Raw genomic sequence first — 13001 nt, 5'->3', positions numbered from 1 at the left:
TGCTGGCCCGGCACGACCGGCCCGATCAGCTGCGCGCCTACGCGGCAACCGAGGTGCCGGGGCGTGCCGCACAGCGTCTTGTGGAACTGCTGGAGGAACGCGGTGACGTAGAGGCCGCCATCGCCGTCTACCGGCAGGCCGGCGACTCAACCGCTTGCCGGGCCGCCATGACGGTGCAGCTCGCGCACCTGCTGGCACGGCACCGCCGCGGGGACGAGGCGATCGAGGTGATGCGGGGCCTGGCCGATGCGCCAGGCGCCGAGCACTGGATCCTTCACGTACTTTGCACTCTCTGCACCGACCAGGGCCGCCCCGAGGACGGCCTGGCCTACCTCGACGCCCTCAAGGAACGCCGCGGACAGGAAGAGTGGGATCTCTTCTGGCTGCGGCTCCCGCTGATGGCTGCCTGCGACCGGGTCGACGAAGCTCGAACAGGCCCGGGCTCACCCCGAAGGCGACACCTCATACGCGGCGCGGCTCATCGCCGTACTGCTGGCCGGTGCCGGACGTATCGGGGAGGCTGCCACCGTCCTGCGCCCTCACGCTCCCGTGAACAGCCACGATCTGGCCGCGTCCCTCATCGACCTCGGCCGCATCGACGAGGCCATCGCCGCCCTTCATCAGGACCAGCCCCATCCGCCGCGAGCCTCGCGTAGCGACTGGAGCGAGGAGCCCCCCTTCTGAAGTTCACAGACACACCGCAGGGCGACGACGCATGGGTTTCTCCCACCATGGTCAGCTCTGTCTGTCTACGGCTGTCGGCCACCCGGCGAGAAGCACGTGTGTCACTCCTCTCGTTCGGCAGTTCCTGCGACGGCCGGGCCGAGGTCGGCAGGGAGGTGGGACATCGCGAACATGACGGCTTCCTCGGCGGTGGCGGCCTCGCTGATACAGGCAGCGTGAGGGCGTTGCATCACGCGGTACGGGCCGCCGCCGTGTCCCGGAGCGAGGGCCACCTCCACACGGAACGGGTAGCCAGTACAGGAGCTGAAACCGAGAGTCCAGTGGCTGGAGAACACATACAGCTGTCTCAGCCGCGGTTCAGCGTGAGCCGCTTCGACGAGGGCGCCGAACTAAGGAAAGTCCGGGGCCTGGGCTGCCTGTTCCGGCATGGTCCGCCATTGCAGCTCCACCACCGTGGCCGGCCCGTGCTCGTAGGCTTCTGCTCGCTCACTGAAGTGCAAGAACGGCAGCTGGGCTCGCATCTCCCGCAGACCGGCGCCCCCGCCCCACGCCGCTCCGGCTTGGACGACCTCCGCCAGATCGGGCGTGGCTCCGGTGATGACCTCGATGCCTTCACTCCAGCCGGAGACACCGAAGAAGCGGCGCTCGGCCCCGATGTACATCGACAGCGGCTTGCGGTGCGGGACCGATGAGGCGATACCCGCCGTCACCAGAGTTCCCCCTTCGTGGGGGACGACGGTGAGATCGATACCGAGCCGGGCCGCCGTCTGTTCGAGCGCCGCGCCCAGGCCGCCTGCACCAGTCAGATCAGGATAGAGATCACGGTTCACCCTTCCCAGTCTGCCGTGGCGGTGACGTCCAGAGAGCGGGGACCGGAATGTCGATGAGTGCCTCCGGCAGCGGACATCGTTCCCCCTGGTCGTGGCCGATGATGGCCAGGCTGACGATCTCAGGCGAGTCATGCGCTGTACTGCCTGAGAGTGGGGGACGTGCAGGGGCACGGCCCTCTTGTCCCCTCTGATGCTGAGGAGCCATCGCCAAGTTCGGGGCGTGCCCGTCGGGCCAGGCATCGGGCGAGGAGTTCGGCGCCGCCGAGGTTGCCGGTGCCTGGTAACGGCTGACCACGTCGGCCGGGGTATCGGTGAAGTGCTGTCCGGCTACGAGTTGTCGGCGATCGGCCACAGCCGTGCGTGCGGCGGTGAGGGCGAGGGTCTTGGGGTAGGTGGCCAGGTCGCGGACGACGATTCGCCACGGCCGGGCCCTGCTTGCACGACCGGCCTGTTCGGTCAGGTCAGGAACATCGGCCGGCCGTCGTTTGACGACGCGGGCGTAGGCGCCAGGGGGCAGGTGCGTGCACCGCGTGATCCAGGAAGCGGCCGTCTCACCGTCGAGGGGGGGCGGTGCGGATGAAGTGGGTCTGGGGTCTTTCCACCCGAAGATCGCTGGTGCACGGCTGTATGCGACCGTGCTGGAGCACGCCCCCGGGTAGGGAATCACTGATCGACGGTGGTGTCTGAGTATGCGTACTCAGGCCCCAGACTGTTGTGCTCGCAGAAGCTTGGCTCATGCACGGCCATTCACCTTCCCGGCGCGGTACGGGCGAAGACGTGCTCTTCGCCGTCCTGCTGTGGTTACTCGACGCCATTGTCGGAATCGTCGCCCTGCTGACCGGTCTGGCGCGGACCGACTTCAACCCCTTCGAGCCGGACCCCCTCGCGTCGCTGACGCCGGTTCTCGCCTACGTGGGAGGATTCGGTGGACTGGTACTACTCTCCGCGGTCGGCTTGTTCCGACGGGGATACCGGGTGAGTGTGGCGACGCAGGCCGTAGCCGCTGTCGCGGTGCTGGCCTTCTGTACCGCCGCGATGAGCGGGCACCTCGCCCTGGCTAGTTGAGTTTGTATGCGTGATGTCCGCCAGTCGGCGGAGCGGGCGAGGCGCTCCCGACGCCGGGGGTTTCCGATGAACTTGGCTGCGAAGCGTGTTCGATACCGCGCATCGCGGCCGGGTGGCCGTCTGTCATGCGCGCCGACGATGCCCGGCCTCCACTCCACCGGGTGAACTCCACCGGGTGGGAGCGGATGAGACAGATGGGAACTATGCCGCGCGTTCACCCGGCGCGCTCCCGCTGCATTTCCCTTGACCACGGCCTGTGTCAAGGGGGAACGCGACGCCGCAAACCGGTGCCGCTTCACCGTGTCGACCCTACTCGGTGCGTACCGCCCACAGAGTGAGCTTCCACCAACTTGAAGTCGCAGGTCAAAGGGCTGGTGTGCCTTCTGCGATCCGGTGCATGGATCCCGAGCTGCTGGAACGGATCACCGCAAGGCGGGCGGAGCTGGATGAACTCGAAGAACAGCTGGCCAGGCAGCTGGCGGAGGTTCGGGCCGAGCGGGACGAACTCGCCGCCGTCGAGCGGGTCCTTGAGATGCTGGTGAAGACCGACAAGGGCCGGAAGGTCAGCGTGACGGTGACCGCCCACCGCTACGGCTGGACCAGCGGCGGACAGCAGGCAGCGGACAGCCGGCCAATGGTGAGCTGGCTGGTGTTCTCGATCTACGGCAGTGTCCGATCGACGCCGGCCTCTCACCCGGGCTCCTCGCCGGCACACCTGTGCAGGGTGCCGGTCTCGATGGCGGCGGCGAGATCGTCCGGGCCGCTCTGACACCGTGGCACGGGCCGGCCGGGGCGTGGATGCCGGCCCGCCCCGGTCTGGCGGTGCCCGGCCCGGTCCGGCGCCCCGCCGTCCCGTACGCCGGGCTCTGCCGTCCGGCCCGGCCGCCGCTGTCTCGTCCCGTCGCCGCTGCGGGCCACGGCGCCTGGCGGGACGGTCTACGGGGTCGGTCCGGAGGAAGACTTTCGTGCCGGGGCTCTGCGGACGGCGTGCGGACCAGGCGGTTGCACCGGCGCTGGCCGGGGGTCGAGCCCGAGGGTCTGCCGGCAGGCGGCCGGGAGGCGGATGGCCCCGTGCCGAGGGGCGCCAGGCGCCGTAGAGCGTGTCGTTCTTGCGCAGGCTGTGAGTGGTTTCGTTGAGCTGGTCGGAACGCAGGTCGCTGATGGTGCCGCCCTCGCGTCCGACGCAGACGTGCCGGCCGAAGTAGTTGTCCTTCTGGTAGACGCGTGCGGTGCGGCTGCTGTTGTTGATGATGGAGCTGCCCTATCCGGGGATGTAGCCGGGCAGGTGCCGCGCCGACCCGACGGCCGGGACAGCGGCGGCGAGCAGCGCGGTCCTGCCGGTGCGGGGCCGTCTCCAGAGGTCCCCACTCAGCGACTGCGCGCTGCGACGACGACCGCCGGCACGATGGCCAGCGCCAGGGCACCGCCGCCGACCGCCAGGAGGGGGTAGCCGGCGGCTGTGACAACCAAGCCTGAAGCCATGCCGCCCATGACGCCCGCGACGGAGACGGAGACATCGACCAAGCCCTGGGTCCGGGCGCGGGTGGCCAACGGGACGGCATCGGTGATAATCGCGGTGCCGCTGACGAGACCGAGACTCCAGCCCACACCCAACAATGCGAGAGCCATCGCGAATACGGCGGCGGAACCATCAGGGGCGTTGGCGGCAACGATCCCGGCAGCCAGCAGAACCAGCGCGGCGGCGGCGGCGACCGTCAGTGGGCTGAACCGGTCGACGAGCCAGCCGGACATGGGCGCGGGCAGATACATCGCCCCGATGTGGATCGCGATGACGAGGCCGGAGGCGGCGGCGCTGTGACCGTGGTCGTGCATGTGGACCGGTGTCATCGTCATGATCGCGACCATGACCAGCTGAGTGAGGGCCATGACCAGCGCACCCAGCAGTACGCCGGAGCGGCGCCCTCCGGCTGCCGGCCGCGCCCGACTGCCGGGATCGTCTGAACGCGCGAACGTTTCGGCGGTGCGCTCAGCCTCCAGCGTGCGGGCCAGCAGCAGTGGGTCGGGGCGCAACCAGATGGTCAGAACCAGCGCGGCTGTCGCGTAGGCGGCACTCGCGAGAAGGAACAGCCCGGCCAGGCGGGGGATGCCGAGGGCATGAGCGAGGTTGCCGGCGGGTGCGACGAGATTGGGGCCGGCCACGCCGCCCAGGGTGGTGGCGACCAGCACGGTAGACAAGGCGCGGGCGCGATGCTCGGGAGCCGCCAAGTCGGCACCCGCGTAGCGGGCCAGCAGGTTCGTGGCCGTACCGGCGCCGTAGACGAACATCGCGACGAACAGCAGAACGGAGCTGTCGGCGACGGCGGCGGCAATGACGCCCGCGCTGCCGATCGCGCCGGCCAGGTACCCGGCGGCAAGACCGGAGCGACGGCCACGGGCTTGGGAGATACGCCCGACTACGATAGCCGCCAGCGCGGAGCCGGTGAGGGACAGGGCGCTGAGTAGGCCGGCAAGGCCGGTGGAGCCAAGCATGTCCTGCGCGAGCAGGGCACCGACGGTCACCCCTGCCGCCAGTCCGGCGCCGCTGAGGACCTGAGCGACGATCAAGACAATCAGGACGCGGCGCTGCGCCTGGAACCGCGGGAGATCCTCGATGCGAGCGTGCGGGGTAGTCGTCACAGAGTTCCTTCGCTGAGCATGACCTTGCCGGACGGCGCCTCTGGTGGTTCGGGAGGTCCGAAGGGGACGCGGGCAGGGCGGCGTGGCAAGCCGAGCCGGGGGGCGGACCCCTACCGGCCCTGCCGAGGCATCGGTCGGCGTCCCGGCCTGACCGGCTGCGTGATCAGGCGCGGTCGCAGAGGTCCAGGCGGTCGAGCAGCCCGGCGTCGGTGAAGGCGGCGATCAGTTCGTCACGGCCCTCGGTGAAGTGCGCCCAGCTGTCGTAGTGGACGGGAACCACCCGGCGGGCACCAAGGATCCGGGTGGCGTCGGCGGCCTGCGCACTGTCGAGGACGATCAGCGCGCCGTCGAAGAGCATGGGGAAGCGGGGTGCTCCGGCGAACAGGATGGCGGTGTCCACCACGCCGAACCGTTCGGCGATCTCCTTGACCAGGTCGAGCGAGGCGTTGTCGCCGCTGACGTAGACCGTCGGCAGGCCATCCCCGGTCAGGACGAATCCGACGACCTGACCGGTGATCGGTTCGACTTCCTCGCGCGGACCGGGCCCGTGGAGGGCCGGCACACCCGTGACAGTGATCGTTCCGCCGCCGGGGCGCTCCAACTCGATCGGCTCCCAGTCGGCCAACCCCCTGGCCGCCCCACCCAGGCGCTGCCCGCCCCCGGGCGTGGTCAGGGTCAGCGGGACGTCGGCGAGCAGTGTCCGGCCGGAGTCGTCGAGATTGTCGGGGTGCTCGTCGTGGGAGAGCAGGACCACGTCGATACGGCCGAGGCCGGACGGCACGGCGGAGGCGGGCGCCGTCTTGGTCAGTCGGCCGCCCGGCACGTGGTAGTCGCGGGGTGCGTCGAACGTCGGGTCGGTCAGGAATCGCAGGCCACCGTATTCGAAGAGGGCGGTCGGGCCGCCGAAGACGCGTATGGGGATCTGCTCAGTGGTCGTGCTGGTATCGGGCATCAAAACCTCACGGACAGAAGGCGGTTCATCCGTGAAGAACGGTAGAGGTGTGTCACGGATGAATGCAAGCCGTACCATGAGAGCCATGAGCGAGACCCTGACCGCCCCATCCGCGCCCCCGCCCGCCCCGGGCGCGGAGGAATACCTCGCCCTCGACTTCGTGAACAGCGCCGTCGCACTACCCGGAGGGCACTTCATCGATTTCCTCGGCACCCCCGAGGCTACGAATCGCTGGCTCACCGAACACGGCCTCGCGCCTGCCGACGCCGGAGTGCAGGAGATGTGTGCGACGCAGCTGCGCTCCCTGCGCGAACACATCAGGGCATTGTTCGCCGCCCGCGTCAACGGACTGCCCCCCCTTCCCGTGGCACTGTCCGCCGTCAACGACGCCCTGGGCAGAGCTCCCACGGCCGCCCTGCTCTACTGGGACGAGAAGAACGGCCCCTACCGCGCGGCGCCGTGCCCCACCAACGAGATCCTCGACCGCGCTCTCGCGACCCTGGCGGCCAACACGGCCGACCTCCTCACCGGCCCCGACGCCGACCGCCTCACCAGCTGCGATTCCACCCCCTGTAACCGCTACCTGCTGCGCCACGGGCGCCGCCACTGGTGCTCCACCCGCTGCGGCGACCGCGCCCGCGCCGCCCGCGCCTACGCCCGACGCACCCGGGCGAAAGCAGACTGACGAACCCGTACCGCCCAGGAGAGTGCCGCCGACACCAGGGGACGGGGGCAACGGACGTGACGATGCACATGCGTTCGCCCCCACCGGGGCCCTGAACGGCTTCTTCGCCCGCCTCGGTGCCGCCGCCCCCCGACGAGGACATGATCACGACCGCGTAGGCCGGCTCCGGCAGGGCGCTGAGGTCGTCGGTGGTGATGTCCATGCACCGCAGGACCGGTGCGTGGCCGGGCCCGGGGTCCTGGGCCGCGGCGAGCGCGACGGCGCTGGGGCAGCAGTCGATGCTGGTCGTGCGGTAGCCGAGGTGGGCGAGGCGGCGGGCAGGAGAGCCGTCGCCGCAGCCGATGTCGAGGGCCGGGCGGTCTCGGCCGGGGCCGAGGCGGCCCTCCAGCAGCCGGTTCTCGGTGTCGTCGAGCTGCCGGTAGCGGCGGCCCTGGGACCAGAGCCGCTCCCAGTGGGTCGTGGCGGTGGTGGACACGGTGGTCATGAGGCTCCTTCACGGGCGGGCGGTACGGCCGCGCGGGCGGGGTTCTGCCGCGGCACGCGGATGGGGGAGGCCGGCAGCAGGACGACGGGGACGACTTGGAGAAGCTCGCCGATGGCGGGGGTGGTCCGGACATCGAGGAGGAGGACCAGGCCGCCGCCACCGCCGGCGGCGAGCGGGCGGGCCCCCGGCGGTGAGCGTGGTGCCGGCGGACTGCATCCGCCACTGGAAGATCACGATGTCGGCCTCCTCGGTGAACTCGCCTGCGGCGCCCTCGTCGAAGGACTCGCCGGCTTCGAGTCGACCACCGACGACGCTGAGCAGCCCGGGGGAGTGCCACGAGTGGTGCTGGTGCCGAACGGTGAGTCCCCGGCCGACGGCCGGATGTCGCAGCAGATCATGACGTGCGCGACCCGCCGTACCGGATGGAGACCCTGACCGGGAGCCTGGGGGGACACCCCGCCTCGCTAGAGTCCCCCGTGGCCCCTGGCCCTGACGCCCCGACCCGCCCGACCTCCTTCAGGAAGCCCCGGCTGATGCCCCGTACCACCCCGCCCCGCCCCGTCGACGTGGAAGCGGTCGTCCCCGAACTGACCGCGCTGCGCCGCACGGCCACCCGGCTACACCCACGCCGTGACACCCCCACGGCCCACGACAGCTCCGTCGGCGGCCCGATGCTGTGGCCCGCCGACGAGCCCTGGCCCGTGTGCACCCTCCCCCACAAGCGGGGCAGCGGCCACCGCTACGCCGATGTGCTGCGCGAGCGGGAGATCCTGGAACGGGCCTGGCGGCGCGACCCGCGCTCCGGCCCCAACGCCGAGGAGGCCGACGAGCTCTCCCGCTTCAAGCGAGGCCGACACGCGCCCCACCTGGCCGACACCGACCCCATCCCGCTGGTCGGCGTGACCCAGCGCTACCGGCGGGACGTGCCCGGCCTGCCCGGCACCGGTGCAGGTGACCTGCTCCAGGTGTTCTGGTGCCCCTTCGAACGGCACGGCGCGCGAGGTGGCGCATGGCCGCAGGCCGGTCATGGAGATCGCGGGAATCGACCAGCGTCTCATCTGGTGGCAGTCGGCCCGCCGCCGGCAGATCGAGGACGCGCTGCCCGTCCTCACCGCCAAGTACCGGGAACGGCAGGGGCATCCGCCGGGAGAGCGGGCCGCCTACGCGCTGGCCTGCCAGGCCGCCGACCAGACACGCCCGCCCAAGTGCACGGAGCTGCTGTCGCTGACCGCGCTGCGCAAGCGGTGGCGGGCCTCGCTCGGGAACGGCGAGCTCGACAGTCCCGGCGCGGGTGTCCCACTCGCGCGGGCGGTAGCCGTTGCGGCGGGCGTGGCGCGCGGACGCCGGACGGGACGGCCGCCACGTGGGAGGCGGCAGCCGGCCCGTCCGTTCGTCGCGCGCGTGCGTACGGTCAGGAGGCGAACGCCTGCTCCAGCCTGGGGATCAGGTCCCGCAGATCCTGTTCCCAGCAGCCGCCGTTGTGGCCGCCGTTGCACTGGGTGCCCCAGGTGGAACCGTCGCCGTAGTCGACGTAGTGGTACGGCATGCCGAGCGCGTCCATGCTGTCCTTGACGTGCTGGGCCGCGCCTTCGAGCCAGAACTCCGGTTCGGTGGGGACGCCGCCGCCGTTGCCCACGTAGATGGAGACGCCGATCCCGGCGAGCTTGTCCATGTGCGCGGCCGGATCGACCTCGTTCCACCGCCAGTCGGCGTTGAACACCGGGTAGGGCGAGCCGAACAGGGCGTCACTGTCCACGCCGGGCTTGTAGGGGGAGTTGTCGGGGTCGCAGGCTCCGGACGACGAGCCGCAGATCGCGCCGAGCGCGTCGGTGACGGAGGCGACGACGGCCAGCCGCAGGTCCATGGACCGGACCGACAGGTCGATGTCCCCCGACAGGGACGCCGTCTGGCTGAACAGGTCGGGCCGGACCTGCGCGTAGTGCAGGGCGCCGAACCCGCCCATGGAGACACCGGCGACGGCCCTGGCCTTCTTGGTGGGGATGGTTCGCAGGTTCGCGTCGATGAACGGGATGACCTGCTTGAGGTGGAAGTTCTCCCAGTTCTGGGCGCCGAGCTGCGTCTTCTGGTTCAGCCAGTTGGCGTACCAGCCCCGGGCGCCGCCGTCCGGAATGACGGTGATCATCGAGTCGGACATGGTCAGCGCCGGATAGTTCTGCTGGATCGGGTCGTCGGGCGAACCGTGCAGGAAGTACAGCACGGGGTAGCGCCTGTTCGGGTCGTCGTAGTAGCCGCTAGGCAGGATGATCTTGATGTGGTGCTTGCCGGCGACCTCCGGCGTGGTCACCGTGATGGTGAAGTTCGTGGGACCACCCGCGGCCGTGTCGACCTGCGTCAGTCCGAATCCGTTCGTCAACGGCGGCGGTGCGGTGCCGTCGGCCGCCTGGGCCGGACCGGCCGGCAGGGCCAGGGCCAAGGCCAGGGCGACGGCGGTGACCATCCCGGTCGCCGTCAGTCGCCAGCGGTTCGATGTCCTTGCCACAGCGTGCCTCCTTGTGAGCCTTCGTGTGGTGCGGGGCGAGATGTGCCGGGACGCGGTGACGCCCCGGGAGGGGAGGAGCACGCTGAAGACTGTCCTCGGCGGTTCCGGCGTACTCACACGTCGATCTCAGCTCAGGACCTCGACCTCCAACTCAGGCGAGGCCGCGATCTGTTCCCCGGTGAAGCGCTCGGTCACCCACCGGCCCGCCGAGAACAGCCTCGTCCGATCGGCGTAGTGCGGCGTGGCCGGGTCGATCGACCGGGAGTAGGTCAGCAGGGAGGAGGACTGCGGCGGGGCCGTCCGCGGTGAACCGCACCTCCTGGATGAAACTGGACCCGAAGACGACATCTCCTTGACTTCCGGCTCCGGGCCATTGGACGCGGGCTGGTCGATCAGCCGCTCCACCACCCGGTCGTCGTTGATCCGCTGGAAGTACCGGTCGCCGTTGAGGTTGATGATGGTGTTCCGGCCCCTGCCGGGGCTGACCCTGCCATCGGGCCCGAGATGGCGCGACCTCCGGGCGCCGACCATCGGATACGTGCCGGCCAGGGCGCCGAGGGTGTCCTTGGCCGTGAAATACCCGTACCCCGGTCCCAGTGCCTCCCAGCCGGAGGCCGTGATGTGCGGGATGCCGTACTCGGTAGAGCGGACCGTCGCCTCGGCGCTCCCCTCCCCGGCGGCGGACGAAGCGGCGACCGCCGTCGTGCGCATCACGGCGACCGCGGCCATCACCACCACCGGCAGCCTCGAACCGAGTCTCCTGCACGCCATCGAGCCGTCCCTCCCGTACCGGCGGCTTTTGTCCGGGCCCGGTCACGCTAAGGAGGGCCGATGGAATTCCCATGACACCGCTGTGGGTGTGCGACGGTCCGGGCCGACGGGTGACGGCTCCACGACGACTCCTCCACCGAGGCTCCCTGGACGCCGAATCCGTTCGCTGAACGGGGATTTCATCGATTCTTCAACGCCCCCCGCCAGGATGAGCCGACCGCCGCGGGCCCGCCGGTCCATCCGGCCCGTCCGGTCCGTATCCGCAGCCGTGGCCCGGCGACCACCTCGTGCCGCCACCCCGGCACCGGCCGCGGTGCCCGACCCCGCACGACCGCCGGCACAGCGCCCGCGGCCCGCATCCCCGACCGTCACTCCGTGCGTCGCGGCGGACCGACCGACCGAGTCCACCGCGGCCGACCGACCCCGAAGGGACGACCATGTCCGACTCCGCACACCCCGACCGCCGTCCGCCCACCCGCCGAACCCTGCTCAAGGCCGGCGCGGGCGTCGCCCTGACCGCCGGCGCGCTCGGCGGCTCCCTCGCCGCCGCCCCCTCCGCCGCCGCGGCCCAGAACGGTGCGCCGCTGTGCGAACAGCCCGGCGACTCGGCCCGTGCGCAGGGGCTGGGATCGGGCGACCTCGCCATCCCCTACTACCGGGAGCACGACAACACCTGGGGTTATGTCTTCGGCGACTCCTTCAGCGAACCCGCGCTGGGAGGGGAGTATCTCGGCTCCCCGGTCATGCTGAACCAGGCATCCTTCGACGCCTCCGGCTCCACGCCGATCTCGTTCACGTGGGCCATGCCCACGGGAGGCGGCGCCCGGCAGCTCTTCGACTACCAGCACAACGCCGACAACGGACACGGCTTCGAGGTCAGCCGCATCCCGAACGACTGCATCGAGTTCGGCGGCCGCACCTACATCCAGTACACCTCCGTGGAGGTCTGGCAGCCGCCCGCGGGCTACGACGGCTCACGGATGTCCGGCGTCGCCTACTCCGACGACCACGGCGTCACCTGGCACGACTACCCCTACCACTGGGCGGGGGACACCCAGGGCGTCAACCAGTCCCTGTACGGCATGTGGTCGTTCGCGGGCATCGACCCCGACGGCTGGCTGTACATCTTCTCCAAGCGCTGGAACGGCAGCCACCTCAACACCGGTGACGGCGGCGCGATCCAGCTCTTCCGCATCCGGCCGGAGGAGTTCCGCGCCGGCAACTTCGGAGCGCAGGAGAACTGGGCGTACCTGGACGGCAGGTGGCAGTGGACCCGCGCGGTGCAGCCGTCCGTGATCCTCTCCGGGAACAACATCGGCGAGTTCTCCGTCAAGCGCATCGGCGGCACGTACTGCATGAGCTACTTCGACGTCACCGACTACTCGATCTGCACCCGCACCGCCCTCCGGCCCGACGCCGTGTGGAGCGCGCCGAAGCCGCAGATCGTCGGCAACGCCACCTGGCCGACCTCCCACTGGGGCAAACCCCAACTCCCCTTCCTCTACGGCGGATACATCCACCCGGGCAGCGCCGGTCCCACCTCCCTGACCCTGATCGTCTCGCAGTGGAACGGCCAGCTCCACCAGTCGCCCTACCGCGTCCTGCAGTACGACGGCATCAACCCGTGAGTCACGCCCCGCACGTGCCCTCGCAGAACACACCCCCCAGGAGGAATCAAGTGCGCGCAGTCCGCTTACGACGCGCGAGAGCAGGCGGCACGGCCCTGCTCGCCGCCCTCACGGTGCTGACCGCCCTCAGCAGCGGCCCGGCGAGCGCCGACAGCACCCGACCCCCGAAGATACCCGGCCCCCTCGGCCACGCCGCGCCCGCCACGGCGTACTGCGACATCCCCGCGGAACGCGACATAGCGGTCACCCGCAAGGTCTACGAGGTCGGCCAGCGCATGAACGTCTCCCCGAAGGTGATGCTCGCCGGGTTCGAGACCGGCTGGGTCGAGTCCCGGATGAACAACCTGGCGTGCGGGGATCGGGACTCGCTCGGCGTCTTCCAGCAACGCCCCTCGCAGGGCTGGGGATCGCCCGAGCAGGTCCTGGACGTGGACTACGCCGCGTCGAAGTTCTTCGAGGTCGCCGAGCAGATGGAACCCGGTATGGAGGGCAGCACCGCCGGGCAGCTGGCCCAGGCCGTCCAGCGCTCCGCCTACCCGCTCCGCTACGACCAGGCCGAGGGCACCGCCGTGGCGCTGCGGGACGAGGCGTTCCAGCCCTACGGCACGATCGGGGCGAAGTACGGCGGCATGGGCGGCCCGGGGGGTGTCCTCGGCGCGCCGGTCCGGGCCGAGGAGGCGGCTTCGCTGGGTGGGCGCTTCCAGCTCTTCCAGAACGGGATCATCCTGTGGCATCCGGACGTGGCGTATGCGGTGTACGGGGATG

11 protein-coding genes and 3 pseudogenes are annotated in these 13001 nt (G+C 70.6%); 6 read left to right on the top strand and 8 right to left on the bottom strand.

The features are described 5' to 3' along the window. Window positions 1-462: 462 nt before the first annotated feature. From IE273_RS40580 to IE273_RS40575, 3 genes and pseudogenes are all read right to left on the bottom strand, one after another. Entirely contained in the window at window positions 463-636 is a 174-nt protein-coding gene (locus IE273_RS40580) for a hypothetical protein (protein ID WP_189820123.1), read from the bottom strand. A gap of 149 nt (window positions 637-785) precedes the next feature. Then, a pseudogene (locus tag IE273_RS45435) lies at window positions 786-1058 on the bottom strand (DUF6193 family natural product biosynthesis protein); the annotation flags it as partial. A gap of 15 nt (window positions 1059-1073) precedes the next feature. Then, window positions 1074-1514, bottom strand: a complete 441-nt coding sequence (locus IE273_RS40575) for a hypothetical protein (protein ID WP_189820122.1) — start codon at window positions 1512-1514, stop codon at window positions 1074-1076. A 735-nt stretch (window positions 1515-2249) separates the two neighbouring features. Here IE273_RS40575 and IE273_RS40570 point away from each other — a divergent pair. Together IE273_RS40570 and IE273_RS40565 are read left to right on the top strand one after the other, a co-directional pair. Then, window positions 2250-2579, top strand: a complete 330-nt coding sequence (locus IE273_RS40570) for a DUF6234 family protein (RefSeq protein ID WP_268257547.1) — start codon at window positions 2250-2252, stop codon at window positions 2577-2579. A gap of 397 nt (window positions 2580-2976) precedes the next feature. After that, on the top strand, window positions 2977-3348 hold the full coding sequence (locus tag IE273_RS40565; protein ID WP_189820146.1) for a hypothetical protein: 372 nt from the start codon (window positions 2977-2979) through the stop codon (window positions 3346-3348). 599 nt (window positions 3349-3947) lie between these two features. Here IE273_RS40565 and IE273_RS40560 read toward each other — a convergent pair. Continuing rightward, the gene (locus IE273_RS40560; RefSeq protein ID WP_373309493.1) at window positions 3948-5216 is read right to left on the bottom strand and encodes an MFS transporter; all 1269 of its coding nucleotides are present in this window, start codon (window positions 5214-5216) and stop codon (window positions 3948-3950) included. A 163-nt stretch (window positions 5217-5379) separates the two neighbouring features. Beyond that, on the bottom strand, window positions 5380-6168 hold the full coding sequence (locus tag IE273_RS40555; protein ID WP_189820120.1) for an MBL fold metallo-hydrolase: 789 nt from the start codon (window positions 6166-6168) through the stop codon (window positions 5380-5382). Window positions 6169-6253: 85 nt separating this feature from the next. On the opposite strand from IE273_RS40555, the gene IE273_RS40550 reads away from it, so the two are divergent. Then, entirely contained in the window at window positions 6254-6853 is a 600-nt protein-coding gene (locus tag IE273_RS40550) for a CGNR zinc finger domain-containing protein (protein WP_229888077.1), read from the top strand. 199 nt (window positions 6854-7052) lie between these two features. On the opposite strand, the pseudogene IE273_RS40545 reads toward IE273_RS40550, so the two are convergent. Further along, window positions 7053-7337 (bottom strand): annotated as a pseudogene (locus IE273_RS40545) (methyltransferase domain-containing protein); the annotation flags it as partial. 996 nt (window positions 7338-8333) lie between these two features. On the opposite strand from IE273_RS40545, the pseudogene IE273_RS40540 reads away from it, so the two are divergent. Beyond that, window positions 8334-8594, top strand: a pseudogene (locus IE273_RS40540) (relaxase domain-containing protein); the annotation flags it as partial. A 154-nt stretch (window positions 8595-8748) separates the two neighbouring features. On the opposite strand, the gene IE273_RS40535 reads toward IE273_RS40540, so the two are convergent. Then, the gene (locus tag IE273_RS40535; protein ID WP_189820140.1) at window positions 8749-9795 is read right to left on the bottom strand and encodes an alpha/beta hydrolase; all 1047 of its coding nucleotides are present in this window, start codon (window positions 9793-9795) and stop codon (window positions 8749-8751) included. 168 nt (window positions 9796-9963) lie between these two features. Further along, entirely contained in the window at window positions 9964-10608 is a 645-nt protein-coding gene (locus IE273_RS40530) for a penicillin acylase family protein (RefSeq protein WP_189820118.1), read from the bottom strand. A 437-nt stretch (window positions 10609-11045) separates the two neighbouring features. Between IE273_RS40530 and IE273_RS40525 the strand changes: the two genes are divergently transcribed. Together IE273_RS40525 and IE273_RS40520 are read left to right on the top strand one after the other, a co-directional pair. Then, window positions 11046-12236 carry a glycoside hydrolase family 183 protein gene (locus IE273_RS40525; RefSeq protein ID WP_189820117.1) on the top strand — a complete coding sequence of 397 codons (1191 nt, stop codon included), beginning with the start codon at window positions 11046-11048 and terminating at the stop codon, window positions 12234-12236. Window positions 12237-12286: 50 nt separating this feature from the next. Next, the coding region (locus IE273_RS40520) for a hypothetical protein (RefSeq protein WP_189820116.1) at window positions 12287-13001 on the top strand (715 nt) is incomplete at its 3' end.

Origin of the sequence: Streptomyces olivaceoviridis (genome assembly GCF_014650115.1) — a bacterium.
In the GTDB taxonomy this organism is placed as follows: Bacteria; Actinomycetota; Actinomycetes; order Streptomycetales; family Streptomycetaceae; genus Streptomyces; species Streptomyces olivaceoviridis.
The sequence above is the reverse complement of the archived record's forward strand: the minus strand, read 5'-3'. Positions and strand labels throughout refer to the sequence as shown.